General features: G+C 58.6%; 15 protein-coding genes. 6 read left to right on the top strand and 9 right to left on the bottom strand.

Annotated features, from left to right (window positions below):
• Nucleotides 1-100: 100 nt before the first annotated feature.
• The 5 genes from carA to grpE all read right to left on the bottom strand — a co-directional run bounded on the left by carA (nucleotide 101) and on the right by grpE (nucleotide 6335).
• Complete coding sequence (gene carA, locus ACP7EW_RS27245) at nucleotides 101-1237, bottom strand: glutamine-hydrolyzing carbamoyl-phosphate synthase small subunit (RefSeq protein WP_033898257.1); 1137 nt, start codon at nucleotides 1235-1237, stop codon at nucleotides 101-103.
• Nucleotides 1238-1495: 258 nt separating this feature from the next.
• Nucleotides 1496-2302 carry a 4-hydroxy-tetrahydrodipicolinate reductase gene (gene dapB / locus ACP7EW_RS27240; protein ID WP_033898256.1) on the bottom strand — a complete coding sequence of 269 codons (807 nt, stop codon included), beginning with the start codon at nucleotides 2300-2302 and terminating at the stop codon, nucleotides 1496-1498.
• Between the two features lie 10 nt (nucleotides 2303-2312).
• Nucleotides 2313-3437 carry a molecular chaperone DnaJ gene (gene dnaJ / locus ACP7EW_RS27235; RefSeq protein WP_016976814.1) on the bottom strand — a complete coding sequence of 375 codons (1125 nt, stop codon included), beginning with the start codon at nucleotides 3435-3437 and terminating at the stop codon, nucleotides 2313-2315.
• A 318-nt stretch (nucleotides 3438-3755) separates the two neighbouring features.
• Nucleotides 3756-5672: a molecular chaperone DnaK gene (dnaK, locus tag ACP7EW_RS27230; protein WP_025857104.1), complete on the bottom strand. Its 1917-nt coding sequence runs from the start codon at nucleotides 5670-5672 to the stop codon at nucleotides 3756-3758.
• Nucleotides 5673-5774: 102 nt separating this feature from the next.
• Nucleotides 5775-6335, bottom strand: coding sequence for a nucleotide exchange factor GrpE (gene grpE, locus ACP7EW_RS27225; protein WP_016976812.1), 561 nt, complete (start codon nucleotides 6333-6335; stop codon nucleotides 5775-5777).
• 254 nt (nucleotides 6336-6589) lie between these two features.
• Here grpE and recN point away from each other — a divergent pair, with 254 nt between their 5' ends.
• On the top strand, nucleotides 6590-8263 hold the full coding sequence (gene recN, locus ACP7EW_RS27220) for a DNA repair protein RecN (RefSeq protein WP_426221137.1): 1674 nt from the start codon (nucleotides 6590-6592) through the stop codon (nucleotides 8261-8263).
• Between the two features lie 87 nt (nucleotides 8264-8350).
• Here the strand turns inward: recN and fur are convergent, their stop codons facing one another.
• Nucleotides 8351-8755 carry a ferric iron uptake transcriptional regulator gene (gene fur, locus ACP7EW_RS27215; RefSeq protein WP_003194220.1) on the bottom strand — a complete coding sequence of 135 codons (405 nt, stop codon included), beginning with the start codon at nucleotides 8753-8755 and terminating at the stop codon, nucleotides 8351-8353.
• 98 nt (nucleotides 8756-8853) lie between these two features.
• Between fur and ACP7EW_RS27210 the strand changes: the two genes are divergently transcribed.
• Nucleotides 8854-9381, top strand: a complete 528-nt coding sequence (locus tag ACP7EW_RS27210; protein ID WP_016976810.1) for an outer membrane protein assembly factor BamE — start codon at nucleotides 8854-8856, stop codon at nucleotides 9379-9381.
• 66 nt (nucleotides 9382-9447) lie between these two features.
• Here ACP7EW_RS27210 and ACP7EW_RS27205 read toward each other — a convergent pair whose 3' ends face one another.
• Nucleotides 9448-9750 carry an RnfH family protein gene (locus ACP7EW_RS27205; RefSeq protein WP_426221135.1) on the bottom strand — a complete coding sequence of 101 codons (303 nt, stop codon included), beginning with the start codon at nucleotides 9748-9750 and terminating at the stop codon, nucleotides 9448-9450.
• Nucleotides 9743-10177 carry a type II toxin-antitoxin system RatA family toxin gene (locus ACP7EW_RS27200; protein WP_005791512.1) on the bottom strand — a complete coding sequence of 145 codons (435 nt, stop codon included), beginning with the start codon at nucleotides 10175-10177 and terminating at the stop codon, nucleotides 9743-9745. Before ACP7EW_RS27200 ends, ACP7EW_RS27205 begins: the two co-directional genes overlap by 8 nt.
• 167 nt (nucleotides 10178-10344) lie before the next feature.
• Here ACP7EW_RS27200 and smpB point away from each other — a divergent pair, with 167 nt between their 5' ends.
• Nucleotides 10345-10827 carry an SsrA-binding protein SmpB gene (gene smpB, locus ACP7EW_RS27195; protein WP_005791513.1) on the top strand — a complete coding sequence of 161 codons (483 nt, stop codon included), beginning with the start codon at nucleotides 10345-10347 and terminating at the stop codon, nucleotides 10825-10827.
• 36 nt (nucleotides 10828-10863) lie between these two features.
• On the opposite strand, the gene ACP7EW_RS27190 is transcribed toward smpB, so the two are convergent.
• On the bottom strand, nucleotides 10864-11631 hold the full coding sequence (locus ACP7EW_RS27190; protein WP_028617983.1) for an FCD domain-containing protein: 768 nt from the start codon (nucleotides 11629-11631) through the stop codon (nucleotides 10864-10866).
• Between the two features lie 251 nt (nucleotides 11632-11882).
• On the opposite strand from ACP7EW_RS27190, the gene ACP7EW_RS27185 reads away from it, so the two are divergent.
• The 3 genes from ACP7EW_RS27185 (at nucleotide 11883) to ACP7EW_RS27175 (ending at nucleotide 16860) form a co-directional block, all read left to right on the top strand.
• Nucleotides 11883-13577 (top strand): lactate permease LctP family transporter, encoded by a 1695-nt coding sequence (locus tag ACP7EW_RS27185; protein ID WP_426221133.1) that lies wholly within the window; start codon nucleotides 11883-11885, stop codon nucleotides 13575-13577.
• A gap of 57 nt (nucleotides 13578-13634) precedes the next feature.
• Nucleotides 13635-16445 carry an FAD-binding and (Fe-S)-binding domain-containing protein gene (locus ACP7EW_RS27180; RefSeq protein WP_426221131.1) on the top strand — a complete coding sequence of 937 codons (2811 nt, stop codon included), beginning with the start codon at nucleotides 13635-13637 and terminating at the stop codon, nucleotides 16443-16445.
• 136 nt (nucleotides 16446-16581) lie between these two features.
• The gene (locus ACP7EW_RS27175) at nucleotides 16582-16860 is read left to right on the top strand and encodes a hypothetical protein (RefSeq protein WP_033898249.1); all 279 of its coding nucleotides are present in this window, start codon (nucleotides 16582-16584) and stop codon (nucleotides 16858-16860) included.
• Nucleotides 16861-16906: the final 46 nt, after the last annotated feature.

The raw sequence follows: 16906 nt of genomic DNA, 5'->3' as shown, positions 1-16906 counted from the left end.
TGTCACTCAAATCCGCAGGTCAGTCGGCAAGCCGTCTTGAACAATCTTTGAAGAGCCTGCGGGGGCCGCCGACATTCGGGGCCGCCCGCAAGCCGCTCAGTCAGCGTCGCTTGGCCATCTCATTGATGAAACGGTCGAACAGCGGCGCTACGTCGTTCGGGCCCGGGCTCGCTTCAGGGTGGCCCTGGAAGCTGAACGCGCTCTTGTCGGTGCGCTCGATGCCCTGCAGGGAGCCATCGAACAGCGACTTGTGAATGGCGCGCACGTTGCTCGGCAGGGTGGCTTCATCCACCGCAAAACCGTGGTTCTGGCTGGTGATCATCACGACGCCAGTATCCAGGTCTTGTACCGGGTGGTTGGCACCGTGGTGGCCGTGACCCATTTTCAGGGTCTTGGCGCCGGAGGCCAGGGCCAGCAGTTGGTGACCGAGGCAGATACCGAATACCGGAATCTCGGTTTCCAGCACGTCCTTGATCGCCTGGATGGCATAGTCGCATGGCTCAGGGTCACCTGGGCCGTTGGACAGGAATACGCCATCCGGTTGCAAGGCGAGCACGTCGCTGGCAGGCGTTTGCGCCGGCACCACAGTCACGCGGCAGCCGCGCTCGACCAGCATGCGCAGGATGTTGTACTTGACGCCGTAGTCGTAGGCCACAACGTGATAAGGCAGGTCAGCAGCTTCGATGGTCGCATGGCTGTCGGTCTTCAAGTCCCAGACAGTCGAGCGCCATTCGTACTTCTCTTTGACGCTGACGACTTTCGCCAGGTCCATGCCCTTCAGGCCTGGGAAACCTTGCGCTGCGGCAATCGCCGCCTCTTCGGAGATATTGTCACCGACCATGATGCAGCCGTTCTGCGAGCCTTTTTCACGCAGGATGCGCGTGAGGCGGCGGGTATCGATACCCGCAATCGCCACAACGTTGTTGGCTTTCAGGTAATCGGACAGCGACATCGTGTTACGCCAGTTGCTCGCAACCAGTGGCAGGTCACGAATCACCAGACCGGCCGACCAGACGCAATCAGACTCGACGTCTTCCGGTGTAGTACCGGTATTGCCGATGTGCGGATAGGTCAGGGTAACGATCTGTTGGGCGTAGGAAGGATCGGTAAGGATTTCCTGATAGCCGGTCATGGCAGTGTTAAACACTACCTCTCCAACGGTCTGACCGTCGGCTCCAATGGCTTCGCCGCGAAAAATGCTGCCATCAGCAAGGGCGAGTATGGCTGGCTTAGTCAAGAAGACCTCCCGTAAATAAAGCCTGAAAGGGCGATCGCAGGTGTAAAAAAGCGGAGTGACGTATGGACACGTCACTCCGCTTATTCACTGAATTATTCTGCGCGCTTTTAGTGAACACACTAAAGCTGTAGCTTACAGAAAAAGGCTTTTTTGGTCCACCGCTAATGAGCCTTAAAGGCAGGGGAATGCGACAGGACGTCGCTTAGCGGGTAAAAACGGGGCCTAAGCATAAGCTTGAGGCCCCATTTAAGCTACTGATCAGTGCAGATCCAGCACATCGCGCATGTCATACAGACCAGGCGTACGACCTTCTAACCAGAGCGCCGCACGTACCGCACCCTTGGCAAACGTCATGCGGCTGGAGGCTTTATGCGTGATTTCCAGGCGCTCACCTTCAGTGGCGAACAACACGGTGTGATCACCCACTACATCGCCGCCACGAACGGTCGCAAAACCAATGGTGTCACGCGCCCGCGCACCGGTATGGCCTTCGCGACCGTACACCGCCACTTTCGACAGGTCTCGGCCCAGCGCATCGGCAATCGCTTCGCCCATGCGCAACGCAGTGCCCGACGGCGCATCGATCTTGTGGCGATGATGGGTCTCGATGATCTCGATATCCGCCTCATCCCCCAGCACACGAGCAGCCAGATCCAGCAGCTTGAGCGACAGGTTCACACCGACGCTGAAGTTAGCAGCGAAGACGACAGGAATATCTTTGCCCGCCTCCACCAACAACTGCTTCTGCTCAGCCGTCAAACCCGTGGTGCCGATTACCATGGCCTTGCCCGCCTTGCGGCAGAAGGCCAGGTTTTTCAGCATCACGTCCGGCAGGGTGAAATCGATCAACACATCGAACTCGTCCGCCACCTGCTCCAGGTTGCCGGACAACGAAACACCGATGCGCCCCAGCGAGGCCAACTCACCGGCATCCGCACCAATCAACGTGCTGCCCGGACGAACGATCGCAGCGGTCAGCCCGGAAGCCGGCGAGCGCTGCTGCACCGCCTCGACCAGCGTCTTGCCCATGCGCCCGGCAGCGCCCATTACGGCTATACGTCGCATACTCAATTCCTTACAGGTCGCCGAAGAAGCGCTTCACGCCATCGAAAAAGCCCGCAGTCTTCGGCGAGTGAGAGTCGTCACCCTCCATCGAGCTGCGGAACTCTTCAAGCAATTCGCGCTGACGACGGTTCAGGTTGACCGGCGTTTCCACCGCCACACGGCACATCAGGTCGCCAGCACCGCCGCCGCGCACCGGCGCAACGCCTTTGCCACGGATACGGAACTGCTTGCCGGTCTGAGTCCCCTCTGGGATCTTCAATTTGACGCGACCATCAAGGGTCGGAATTTCCAGCTCGCCGCCCAAGGCTGCGTCGACAAAACTGATCGGCACTTCACAGAACAGGTGCTTGCCGTCACGCTGGAAGATCGAGTGCTCGCGCACGTTGATCACCACGTACAGGTCGCCCGTCGGACCGCCTTGAGTACCGGCCTCGCCTTCACCCGACAGACGAATGCGATCACCGGTATCCACGCCCGCCGGCACTTTCACCGAAAGGGTTTTGTACTCTTCGACACGGCCTTCGCCGTGGCACGAGTCGCACGGATCGGAAATGATCTTGCCCTGGCCATGACAGCGCGGGCAGGTCTGCTGCACCGAGAAAAAGCCCTGCTGCATGCGGACCTGGCCAATACCGCCGCACGTCGGGCACGTGATGGGCGAGGAGCCCTTCTTGGCACCCGAACCATCACACGGCTTGCAGTTCACCAGCGTCGGCACACGGATATTGACGCTGGTGCCGCGCACGGCTTCTTCCAGGTTCAATTCCAGGGTGTAGCGCAAATCGCTGCCACGCTGGGCACCGCCACGCTGACCACCGCGGCCACCGCCGAAGAAGTCGCTGAACACGTCCCCGAAAATATCGGAGAAGTTCTGACCACCAAACCCCGCACCACCGCCACCCATGCTCGGGTCGACACCGGCATGACCATACTGGTCGTAGGCCGCACGCTTGTTGGGATCAGACAGACATTCGTAGGCCTCATTGGCCTCTTTGAACATTTCTTCGGATTCTTTGCTATCCGGATTACGGTCCGGGTGGTGCTTCATCGCCAGGCGACGGTAGGCCTTCTTCAGGTCCGCCTCGCTGGAGCCGCGCTCCACACCCAACACTTCGTAATAGTCACGCTTTGCCATAAGTCTTTGCACTCTTATAGGACGTTCAGCCAGACCCTCCTGAGCCTTGCCAAACTCGTTGAGCCCCAATACAGGCCCGGACCCAACTCACGTCAATTCAACGATCCTGGTCATTACTACTTTTAGCCAAGTACCCGGCCAAAAATGCGGTATTTACTGCTCGGAAAGCAGGAGCATTCCCGATCACACCGCCAACATCCGAACACTGTCGCATGCTGTAAAAATTCGCATACCCCAGACACGCCAACGCGGGAGCAAGCTCCCGCGCGGCGACATCCTACCAGTCACCGCTTGATAGCGGTCAACCGGGCGACCAACTTACTTCTGGTCTTTGACTTCTTCGAACTCGGCATCGACAACGTCGTCGTGCTTGGCTTCAGGCTCTGCCTGTTGCGCAGCACCGTCAGCTGGCTGACCTTGTTCGGCGTACATTTTCTGCGCCACTGGAGCGGAGACTTTCGACAGTTCTTCGATCTTGGCTTCGATAGCGGCCTTGTCGTCGCCTTTGACAGCGGCTTCCAGGGCAACCACAGCAGCTTCGATTGCAGTCTTCTCTTCAGCAGTCACTTTATCGCCGGCATCAGCGACCATTTTGCGTGTCGAGTGAACCAGTGCATCACCCTGGTTACGGGCGCCAGCCAGTTCAGCAAACTTGGCATCCGCATCAGCGTTGGCTTCAGCATCACGGATCATCTGTTGAATTTCTTCATCAGACAGGCCGGAGTTGGCCTTGATGGTGATCTTCTGTTCTTTGCCAGTTGCCTTGTCTTTCGCGCCGACATGCAGAATGCCGTTGGCGTCGATGTCGAAGGTCACTTCAATTTGTGGCACGCCACGTGGTGCTGGTGGAATCTCGGCCAGGTCGAACTTGCCCAGGGACTTGTTCTGAGCAGCCTGCTTACGCTCACCTTGCAGCACGTGAATGGTCACAGCGCCTTGGTTGTCATCGGCAGTCGAGAACACTTGCGATTTCTTGGTAGGAATCGTGGTGTTTTTCTCGATCAGCGCGGTCATCACGCCGCCCATGGTTTCGATACCCAAGGTCAGCGGGCTGACGTCCAGCAGCAGCACGTCTTTCACGTCGCCGGCCAATACCGCACCCTGGATGGCAGCACCCATGGCAACCGCTTCGTCCGGGTTCACGTCTTTACGTGCTTCTTTACCGAAGAACTCGGTCACTTTCTGCTGAACCAGTGGCATACGGGTCTGACCGCCCACCAGGATCACGTCGTTGATGGAACCAACGTCGATACCGGCGTCTTTCAGCGCGATGCGGCAAGGTTCGATGGTGCGCTGAACCAGGTCTTCAACCAGGGCTTCCAACTTGGCGCGAGAAATCTTCACGTTCAAGTGCTTAGGACCGGTGGCATCTGCAGTGATGTACGGCAGGTTCACGTCGGTCGACATGCTCGAGGACAGCTCGATCTTGGCTTTCTCGGCAGCTTCTTTCAAGCGCTGCATCGCCAGCGGATCACCCTTGAGGTTCATGCCGCTTTCTTTCTTGAATTCGTCAACGAGGTAATCGATCAGACGAATGTCAAAGTCTTCACCACCCAGGAAAGTATCACCGTTGGTGGCCAACACTTCGAACTGGTGCTCGCCGTCAACTTCAGCGATCTCGATGACCGACACGTCGAACGTACCACCACCCAGGTCATAAACGATCACAGTGTGGTCGCCTTTGGCCTTGTCCATACCGTAAGCCAGGGCCGCTGCGGTAGGTTCGTTGATGATACGTTTTACGTCCAGGCCCGCGATGCGGCCGGCGTCTTTGGTCGCCTGGCGCTGGCTGTCGTTGAAGTAGGCCGGAACGGTAATGACCGCTTCGGTCACGGTTTCACCCAGGTAGTCTTCGGCGGTCTTCTTCATCTTTTTCAAGACTTCAGCCGAGATCTGCGGTGCCGACATCTTGTTGCCATTTACTTCAACCCAGGCGTCACCGTTGTCAGCCTTGGCGATTTTGTAAGGCACCATCTTGATGTCTTTCTGTACGACTTCTTCGTCGAACTTACGACCGATCAGACGCTTTACCGCATACAGGGTGTTGTGCGGGTTGGTCACAGCCTGGCGCTTGGCCGACTGACCAACGAGGATCTCGCCATCATTTGCGTAAGCAATGATCGACGGCGTGGTACGCGCGCCTTCGGCGTTTTCGATTACTTTGGCTTTGCCGTTTTCCATGACGGAGACACAGGAGTTGGTGGTCCCCAGGTCGATACCGATAATTTTGCCCATGATTTACTCTCCCGAAACTTGAATTTGGTTGCCGCAGCAGTGGTGGCTAACTGCGGTAGCACTTAAACGCTTGACTTATAGATGGGGGCTTTGCAGCGTATTTCAAGCCTGCTCATCAATAGAAGGCGAAACCGGTGCAGGCGCCTTGCTCACGACGACCATCGCCGGACGCAACAGGCGACCATTGAGCAGATAACCCTTCTGGAACGTTTTGAGCACGCTGTTCGGCTCCAGGTCATGGCTTTCCTGCATGGCCATGGCTTGGTGATGCTCAGCGTTGAACGGCTCGCCGCCTTGTGGATCGATCGCTTCCAGCTGATAACGCTTCAGGGTGTCCTGGAACATTTTCAGGGTCAGTTCGATCCCTTCGCGCATCGGGCGGATGTTTTCGTCGTCCGGGTTGGACAATTCAAGGCCACGCTCCAGGCTGTCGATGATCGGCAGCAAGTCATTGGCGAATTTTTCCAACGCGAATTTGTGAGCCTTTTCTACATCCTGCTCGGCACGGCGGCGGACGTTCTGCAGATCAGCGGCAACACGCAAAGACTGGTCCTGCGCAGCGGCCAATTGCTCTTCGAGCACTTGCACACGAGTCGCCAGCTCATCGCCGACAGCCGAATTGGCGTCTGGAGTTTGCGTATCCTGCGTCTGTTCGTCAGCCATAGTTTTCTCCTTTCAAAATCATGCGCGAACTCAACTCGCGCTTCTGTTCCGGTATATGGGGCCACAATTTCCAGGTTCAAGGGCGCAGGCGTTACCAAAAGTCTTTCGACTGACCGTCATCAATTCCTGCATGGTCATTCCTGGTTGCGCTTAAAAATATCCAGATTCAAGCAAATCGAGCTAAGCGTCAGGATTGTCAGCGCCGAACAAAACACTGTATAAATAACCAGATCTAAAGCCTGGGAGCGGCCGTCATGCTCGTGCACCTGTCCGTACATAACTACGCCATCGTTGAACACCTGGATCTCGAACTGGATCGCGGGATGAGCGTAATCACAGGCGAAACCGGCGCCGGCAAGTCGATCATGCTCGACGCGCTGGGCTTGACCCTGGGTGACCGCGCCGACAGTGGTGTGGTGCGCCCGGGTGCGGACAAGGCCGATATCCTGGCCACCTTCGACCTGGCGGATATTCCCGAGGCGGAGGCCTGGCTGGCAGAGCGTGACCTTAATAATGAAGGGCCGTGCATCCTTCGGCGGGTCATCACGGCGGAAGGCCGCTCACGCGGGTATATCAATGGCACCCCTTGCCCGCTTGGCGACCTGAAAGCCCTGGGCGAACTGTTGATCGATATCCACAGCCAGCATGAACATCAGTCCCTGCTGAAAACCGATACCCATCGCCGCCTGCTCGATGAGTACGCCGGCGCCACAGACCTCGCCCGCCAGGTGCAACTCGCCGCCCAGCGCTGGCGCCAGACTCGCCAGGAGCTGGAGCGACTCTCCAACTCCGGCGACGAGCAACGCGCCCGCCATCAACTGCTCAGCTATCAGCTCGAAGAGCTGGAAAGCCTGGGCCTGGGCGAGACCGAACTGGAGCAGCTTGAGCAGGAACACAAGAACCTCACCAACGCGGAAACCCTGCTGGGCATTTGCCGCCAGGTGGTGGAGCAATGCAGCGAGAGTGATTCGGGCAATGTACTCAACGCACTAACCGCCAGCCTCAATCGCCTGTCCAGCGTGAACAGCGCCTCCGGCTCACTGAGCGAGGCCACCACCTTGCTGACCAGCGCACAGATTCAAGTAGAGGAAGCAGTCGGTGAGTTGAATCGCTTTCTGGATCACTTCGATGCCGACCCGGCGCGTCTGCAGGAGATTGAAGAACGCCTCGACACCATCTATACCCTGGCGCGCAAACATCGCATCCAGCCCACCGAAGTTGCGACGATGCAGCAAAAGCTGCTGGATGAAATCGAGACCCTGAACGCCAACGATGAATCCATCGAGCGTTTGGGCGAAGAGCTTGCCTCTTTCGCTCGCCATTATCAGGAGAGGGCGCGCGAACTCAGCGACTTGCGCCAGCAAGCAGCGACGGGCCTGGCCAGCGCAGTGGAGTTGGAAATCCAACGCCTGGGCATGCCTGGCGGGCGCTTTACCATTGAATTGCGCACCAACGCGAGTAACGAACTGCAGCCCCACGGGCTGGAGCAGGTCGAGCTGCTGGTCAGCGCCAACCCGGGCCAACCGCTCAAGGCGCTGGCGAAAGTAGCCTCCGGCGGTGAGCTGTCGCGAATCAGCCTGGCCATCCAGGTGATCACTGCGCAAACCTCTCGGGTGCCAACGCTGGTATTCGATGAAGTTGATGTGGGGATTGGTGGACCGACGGCAGAAATTGTTGGCCAGTTGTTGCGACGCCTGGGGGATAGAGGCCAGGTGCTGACAGTCACCCACTTGCCGCAAGTGGCGGCCCAGGGGCATCAGCACCTGTTTGTACACAAGGTACGCGGCAGCGATGCAACACACACAGCCGTGTCCAAGCTGAATAAGTCGGAACGCGTTGAAGAAGTGGCGCGCATGCTCGGCGGGATCGATTTGACCAAAGAGTCGTTGGCGCACGCGAAGAAAATGGTCGTGGCGGCAAAAGCCTGATCGGACAATTTTCCCTCTTTATAGAAAGCACGAAGGCGACCCTAGGGTCGCCTTCGATCGTTTTGCAGAGAGCATCTGCAGCGCTTGTTACTTTTTCTTACGGATGTACAGGACCAGATTATGGTCAACCAGATCGAAGCCATGTTCCTCAGCAATCTTGTGCTGCAGCGCTTCGATTTCCGGGCTGGTGAACTCGATAACCTCATTGGTATCCAGGTCCACCATGTGATCGTGATGACCACCGTCAGCCAGTTCAAATACTGCATGACCGCCGTCGAAATTATGACGAACCACCAGCCCTGCGGCTTCAAACTGGGTCAGTACACGGTAAACCGTGGCCAGGCCGACGTCCTCGTTAGACTCCATCAGCGCCTTGTAGACATCCTCGGCACTCATGTGACGCTGCTCAGCAGAATCGAGCATTTGTAGAATCTTGACTCGTGGCAGAGTCACTTTGAGACCGGCTTTGCGTAGTTCGCTATTTTCAACCATGGTTAGCTTTCTCGCGGATGCTGCTTCGCAGCTTCTCTTAATACGGGTATGATCGGCGTTTACGTTGTCCCAGCCAAGATAGTGGAAGTCGCCCACCGATGCAAAACACCAAGCTCTTGCTAACCAGTTTCACCTTTGTGGGACTGCTCGCACTCGCCGGTTGTTCATTCCCCGGGGTTTACAAAATCGACATCCAGCAGGGCAATGTCGTCACGCAGGACATGATAGACCAGTTACGCCCCGGAATGACCCGACGGCAAGTACGGTTTATCATGGGTAACCCCCTGCTGACCGACACTTTCCATGCCGATCGCTGGGATTATCTCTACAGCCTCCAACCTGGTGGCGGTGAACGCCAACAGGAGCGCGTCAGTGTCATTTTCAATGGCAATGACCAGCTTGTCAGCCTGTCCGGTGACTTCATGCCCGGCGTAAGCCGTGATGAAGCCTTGCTCGGTAAGGACAACGGCACCAACGTCACTGCGCCTGCGCAGGAAGGCGAGAAGCCGAAATCCGAAGTACCGGCCAAGCCAGGCTCTCTGCTCGACAAGATCCAGAAAGACGTCGATGGCGTGGAAACGGTTCCCGTCCCAACGCCACAACCTCTGGACACCAGCCCGCAGTAAGTGTGCGGCGCTCAACAAAAAGCCCGGCACGCCGGGCTTTTTGTTGCCTGCCAGTTGGTGGCCTACCTATGAATTCTGTTGCTTGGCCAGCGCCGCCTTGGCGGCGCGCAACCTGCGTATTTCTTTAGGGTCTGCCAGCAAGGGACGGTAAATCTCAATGCGATCACCCGCCTGCACACAACGCACTTCAGCGTCCGCGACCACTTTACCGAATATACCCAAAACGCAGTCAGCCAGATCCAACTCGGGGAATTGCGCTGCAATGCCTGACACTTGCACCGCAGAACGCAGACTGGTGCCAGCCGGTACCGCCACCGCCAGCAGCACTTGGCGATCTACTGCGGCGTACACAACCTCAATCTCAACCATGCAGTTGCTTGGCTCGCTGGCAGAATGCATCCACCAGCGTATTGGCCGCCTGATTGAACAAAGGCCCCAACGTCGCGCGCACGATAGGCCCGGCATAATCAAATGAAAGGTCCAAGCTGATTTTGCAGGCCTTGTCCGTCAGCGCCTTGAAAACCCACACTCCATGCAACTGAGTGAACGGCCCCTCCTGCAAATTCATTTCAATGGATTTCCCAGGCACCAGCACATTGCGCGTCACAAAATGCTGGCTCAGGCCGCCCTTGGCTACCCCGACACTGGCGACCATGTGCTCATCACTGCTTTCCAGCACCTCGGCCGTTGAGCACCACGGCAGGAATTCCGGGTAACGCGCCACGTCGTTGACCAGGTCATAGAGCGCCTGTGCCGGATAGGGCAGCAGCGCCGAACGTTGAATATGCGTCGTCATGTGTGCGTTATTTCCACTGCTGAGGCAAAACATCGCGGAAGAAGAGCCCGATCCGCGAAAGAAAAAAACCAGAGAACTGCCCGCATTGTCCGGGATTCGTCCAACACGCTCAAGCACGCAGGTTGACCGTAGCCGACAGCCTCGCAACTCCCTATAATGCCGCCCCTATGGCTAAACAAAAGAAACACCCTACAGGGACCATCGCGCAAAATAAAAAGGCGCGACACGATTACTTCATCGAACATCGGTTCGAGGCTGGTCTGGTCCTGGCCGGCTGGGAAGTAAAGAGTCTGCGTGCCAGCAAGCTGCAACTGGTCGACAGTTATGTGCTGCTCAAGGACGGCGAGGCATGGCTGCTTGGCAGTCATATCACCCCGCTGACCACCGCGAGCACCCACGTGATTGCCGATCCGGTGCGCACGCGCAAGCTGCTGCTCAATGCCCGCGAACTGGAAAAGCTCGCTGCCGCCGTACAGCAGAAGGGCTATGCCTGCGTCTGCCTGTCCTGGTACTGGAGCAAGCACCTGGTCAAATGCGAGATCGCCTTGGGCAAGGGCAAGAAGGAATACGACAAGCGCGATACCGAGCGCGAGCGCGACTCCAATCGCGAACTGCATCGCGCCGTGCGCAATAAGGGCAAGGAAGACTGATCCTTGCTGTGATGTAGCCTTGGGAGCCGCCCTTGGCTACATCCCCTTGCGCCGCTCCGCACGCGCCACGCGCTGAACTTCCTGACGCACTTCTTCCAACACTTCCTGCACATACAGCAGATGGCGTGTTGAGACTTCCCGTGCCTGCTCGGCCCGCCCCTCGATAATCGCCAGGTACAGATCCCGGTGCTGACTGATCAGCATGTCGCGGGTTTCCGTACGCTGCTGGTACATACCACCGATGTTGGTCACCACGTTGCGCTTGAGCAGGTCGAACAGACCGCGAATGGTGTGCAGCAACACGGCGTTATGGCTGGCCTCGGCAATAGCCAAGTGAAACCGCGCATCCGCCGCGCCCTCCTCGGCCCGACTCACCTCATCGGACCGGGTGTAGCAATCCTGTAGCGCTTCGAAGGCCGCCGTAAGTCGCTCGCGATCAACCTCCGTCGCGCGCAACGCAGCGTAGTAGGCGCAAGAGGCCTCAAGGGTTTGTCGAAACTCCAACAGATCACGCTGAGCCTCGGGGTTGTTCTCCAGCAGGTGCAACAGCGGATCACTGAACGTGGAACCCAAGGATTCGGCCACGTAGTTACCACCGCCCTGGCGGCTGACGAGCAAGCCTTTGGCTGACAGTTTCTGGATCGCCTCCCGCAAAGAAGGGCGCGACACCCCGAATTGTTCAGCCAACGCGCGTTCGGCCGGCAAGCGCTCACCCGACTTCAGCGTGCCCTCAAGGATCATCCCCTCAAGCTGCTCGACGATGTCATCGGACAAACGGCGCTGACGCACCTGATCAAACCCCATCACTTATTCTCCACCATCCCGACCACGCGCCGGGCCTCTATTCTCGCCTATCGCAGCGCTTGCAGCACCTATCAGAACGCCCTCGTTTCAGCCGATCAGCGCGCCCTACCCACCCGCTTACGACCAAAGTTTCGCGGGCGGCAAATTGACACACCCCTGCCAAGGCTTTTACTCTAGCCCACAGCGATTGTAAATTGGTATTACCAATTATCCAAGCTGACCAAACAACAACAATCAGGGGCCACCCCACTATGCAAACCTGGCAACAGCTCTACAGCCCACTCGGCAGTCTCGGCCTGTCCGCATTGGCGGCCGTTATTCCGATCGTATTCTTCTTCCTTGCCCTGGCCGTGTTTCGCCTCAAAGGCCATGTGGCCGGCAGCATCACCCTGGCGCTGTCGATATTGGTAGCGATCTTCGCCTTCCAGATGCCCGTGGACATGGCACTGGCCGCCGCCGGTTACGGGTTTGCCTACGGCCTGTGGCCTATCGCGTGGATCATCGTCGCGGCGGTGTTCCTCTACAAACTCACGGTCAAAAGCGGCCAGTTCGAGATCATCCGCAGCTCGGTCCTGTCGATCACTGACGACCAACGTCTGCAAGTGCTGCTGATCGGCTTCTGCTTCGGCGCCTTCCTTGAGGGTGCGGCCGGTTTCGGTGCGCCCGTAGCGATCACCGCGGCACTACTGGTCGGCCTGGGCTTCAACCCGCTATACGCCGCCGGCCTGTGCCTGATTGCCAACACCGCTCCCGTAGCCTTTGGTGCGCTGGGCATCCCGATTATCGTTGCGGGCCAGGTGACCGGCATCGACGCCTTCAAGATCGGCGCCATGACCGGTCGCCAACTGCCGCTGCTGTCGCTGTTCGTGCCGTTCTGGCTGGTGTTCATGATGGACGGCGTGCGTGGCGTACGTGAAACCTGGCCCGCTGCGCTGGTCGCAGGCTTGAGCTTTGCCATCACCCAGTACTTCACGTCCAACTTTATCGGCCCGGAACTGCCGGACATCACCTCAGCCCTGGCCAGCCTGATTTCCCTGACGCTGTTCCTGAAAGTCTGGCAGCCCAAACGCACCGCAGGTGCCCAGATTGCAGGCGCCACTTCCAGCGCCGCAGTCACTGCCAGCGCCGGTGGTTTCGGCCTGCCACGCAACACTATCGTCTCGCCCTACAGCCTCGGGCAGATTTTCAAGGCTTGGTCGCCGTTCCTGATTCTCACCGTGCTGGTCACCATTTGGACCCTCAAGCCGTTCAAGGCGATGTTCGCCGCCGGGGGTTCGATGTACAGCTGGGTGTTCAACTTCGCGATCCCGCACCTGGACCAACTGGTGATCAAGGTCGCGCCGATTGTGACCAACCCCACCGCGATTCCGGCCGTGTTCAAACTCGACCCGATTTCGGCGACCGGCACTGCGATTTTCTTCTCTGCGCTGGTCTCGATGCTGGTACTGAAAATCGACATCAAGACTGGTCTTACCACTTTAAAAGAGACCTTCTACGAACTGCGCTGGCCGATCCTGTCGATCGGGATGGTGCTGGCCTTCGCCTTCGTCACCAACTACTCCGGCATGTCTTCGACCATGGCACTGGTATTGGCCGGCACTGGCGCCGCCTTCCCGTTCTTCTCGCCGTTCCTGGGTTGGCTTGGGGTTTTCCTGACGGGCTCCGACACTTCGTCCAACGCCCTGTTCAGCTCGTTGCAGGCCACCACCGCGCACCAGATCAGCGTCAATGACACTCTGCTGGTCGCTTCCAACACCAGCGGCGGCGTCACCGGCAAGATGATCTCGCCTCAATCCATCGCCGTGGCGTGCGCCGCTACCGGCCTGGTGGGCAAGGAGTCCGACCTGTTCCGCTTCACCCTCAAGCACAGCTTGTTCTTTGCCACCATCGTCGGGTTGATCACCTTGGCCCAGGCCTACTGGTTCACCGGTATGCTGGTGCACTAAGACCTGCACGTAATGCCGCCGGATACGATTCCGGCGTCAGCTATTTCTGGAGGACCGATGAGCCTGCCTGCTGCTTTCCTGAGCGACGTCGCACAACTGATCCCGAAAGATCGACGTTTCGACGACCCCCTTTCCACCCTCGCTTTCGGCACCGACGCCAGCTTTTACCGACTGATCCCACAACTGGTGATCCGCGTGGAGTCAGAAGACGAAGTCGTTGCCTTGCTGCAACTGGCTCAGCGCGACCACGTACCGGTGACCTTCCGCGCCGCTGGCACCAGCCTGTCCGGGCAAGCCATCAGCGATTCGGTGCTGATCGTGCTGGGCGACAATTGGAATGGCCGCGAGATTCGCGGGCAAGGCACGCAAATCCGTCTGCAACCGGGAGTGATCGGTGCCCAGGCCAATGCGTGGCTGGCGCCGTTCGGGCGCAAGATCGGGCCAGACCCGGCGTCGATCAACGCCTGCAAGATCGGCGGTATCGTCGCCAACAATGCCAGCGGCATGTGCTGCGGCACCGCGCAGAACACCTACCACACCCTGGCCGGCATACGCCTGGTACTGGCTGACGGCAGCCGCTTGGATACCGAAGACGCCACCAGCGTTGAGGTATTTCGTGAACAACACGGCGCGCTGCTTGAGCGCCTGGCGACATTAGGTCGCGAGACGCGGGCCAATGCCGAATTAGCAGCCAGGATTCGCCACAAATACCGTTTGAAAAACACCACCGGGCTGTCGCTCAATGCCCTGGTGGATTTCGATGAGCCGTTGGATATCCTCAGCCATCTACTGGTGGGCTCCGAGGGCACCCTTGGGTTTATCAGCGCAGTCACCTACGACACCGTCATAGACCACCCGAACAAAGCCTCTGCGTTGATTGTGTTTCCAGATGTCGAGACCTGCTGCAACGCGGTCACCGTCCTCAAAACCCAGCCAGTCTCGGCCGTCGAGCTGCTGGACCGACGCAGCATGCGCTCGGTACAAAACAAGCCAGGCATGCCGGCTTTCGTACAGCAACTTTCGGAAAATGCCTGCGCCCTGTTGATCGAGTCCCGCGCAGCATCATCGACTTTGTTGCATGAGCAACTGGCGCTGATCATGGCCTCCCTTGCCCCATTCCCGGTAGAAAAACAGGTCGACTTCACCGAAGACCCCACCGAGAACGCCCGACTGTGGGCAATCCGCAAAGACACCTTCCCTGCCGTCGGCGCCGTGCGCAAAACCGGCACCACCGTAATCATCGAAGACGTGACCTTCCCAGTTGAGCAACTGGCAATCGGCGTCAATCGCTTGATCGCGCTCTTCGACAAACATCACTACGACGAAGCAATCCTTTTCGGACACGCGCTGGAAGGCAATCTGCACTTTGTGTTCACCCAAGGCTTCAACAGCGCGGAAGAAGTCACACGCTACCAAGCGTTCATGGACGACGTAGCGCAACTGGTGGCGGTGGAGTTCGGAGGTTCGCTTAAAGCCGAACACGGCACCGGGCGCAACATGGCGCCGTTCGTGGAACTGGAATGGGGCAGCGACGCCTATCAATTGATGTGGCAACTCAAACGCCTGCTCGACCCCAACGGCATCCTCAACCCGGACGTGGTGCTCAGCGAAGACCCGCAAATCCACCTCAAGCACCTCAAGCCGCTACCTGCCGCTGATGAGCTTGTGGATAAGTGCATCGAATGCGGCTTCTGCGAACCGGTGTGCCCGTCGAAAGGCCTGACCTTGAGCCCGCGCCAACGCATCGTGATCTGGCGCGACATCCAAGCGAAGAAACGCGCCGGTGTCGACAGCACTGAGTTGGAAGCTGCGTATCACTACCAAGGCATCGACACCTGCGCGGCGACCGGCCTTTGCGCCCAGCGCTGCCCTGTAGGAATCAATACCGGCGACCTGGTGAAAAAACTGCGCAGCCGTGACGCCGACCGTACGAAAACCGCCGAGTGGCTCGCCACCCACTTCTCCACTGCCCTGCAAGGCGCGCGCTTTACCCTCCATGTGGCCAATGGCGCTCGGATGCTGCTCGGCGCACCGCGTCTGGCGAAGCTATCGGCCCGCGTGACCAAGCTGTCCAAGGGGCAAATCCCGCAGTGGACCAACGCCATGCCGCAGCCGGAAAAAGCCATCCGTTTCAGCCCGGCAGTGACGGACGAACGGCCACGGGTGGTCTACCTGGCCGCCTGCGTTTCACGTGCCATGGGTCCGTCAGCGGGGGATAAAGAACAGATATCGCTGTACGACAAAACCCGTGGCCTGCTGGAAAAAGCCGGTTACCAAGTCGTGTTCCCCGACAATCAGGACAGCCTGTGCTGCGGCCAGCCCTTCGCCTCCAAAGGCTACGCCGAACAGGCCGAACACAAGCGCCAGGAACTGATCGGCGCCCTGCTCCACGCCAGCCGTGGCGGGCTTGACCCGATCTACTGCGACACCAGCCCCTGCACCCTGCGCCTGGTGCAGGACCTGGGCGAAACGCGCCTGGACCTTTACGACCCCGTACGGTTTATCCGAACGCACCTGATGGACCGCCTCGACTTCACGCCTCAAGAAGCGCCCATCGCCGTACACGTCACCTGCAGCACCCAACACCTGGGCGAAAGCCAGGCCCTGATCGAGCTGGCACGACGTTGCTCCAACACCGTGGTCATCCCGGAAGGCATTCATTGCTGCGGGTTTGCCGGTGACAAGGGCTTCACCACGCCGGAACTCAACGCCCACTCACTGCGCACCCTCAAGGACGCGGTGCAATATTGCAGCGAAGGCATCTCCACCAGCCGCACTTGCGAGATCGGCCTGAGCCAGCACGGCGGTATTGATTATCACGGGTTGGTCTACCTGGTTGACCGCGTCACCCAAGCCCGCGCTCATTAAAGCTGTAAAAAAACAGAACCCCTGCGCACCGGCGTAGTCATCTGCATAGGCCTCGACAAACGAGGCTCATCAGTGATGTCGCTGGCAGCCGTTGAACGCCAGCAGCGTCGAGCCCTTTTGCGCAAGGAGATACCCTATGAAGCGTTCCGCTCTTGCTGGCTTGTTCATTACCGCTGCGATGCTGGCCTCCCCTGCTTTTGCGGCGGGCGATAAAGACCTGTGCCAGATCAATCTGGACAAAATCAACAACGGTAAAGCGCTGCTTGCCACTGACACCAGCGGCAAAAGCGGCGAGATAGACACTGCCGTGTCCTCGGCCAAGGCTGCCCACGCCGCTGGGGATGACAAGAAGTGCATCGAGATCACCTCAAAGGCACTGCAAGACCTGCAGAACAGCGAAAAAGGCGGCCAGTAGCCCGATCAGTCGCGGAAGGCAAACCTTCGGGTTGGCCTTCCGCGAC

It is taken from the genome of Pseudomonas sp. DWRC2-2, assembly GCF_049897885.1.
Taxonomy (GTDB): Bacteria; Pseudomonadota; Gammaproteobacteria; order Pseudomonadales; family Pseudomonadaceae; genus Aquipseudomonas; species Aquipseudomonas azotoformans_A.
The sequence above is the reverse complement of the archived record's forward strand: the minus strand, read 5'-3'. Positions and strand labels throughout refer to the sequence as shown.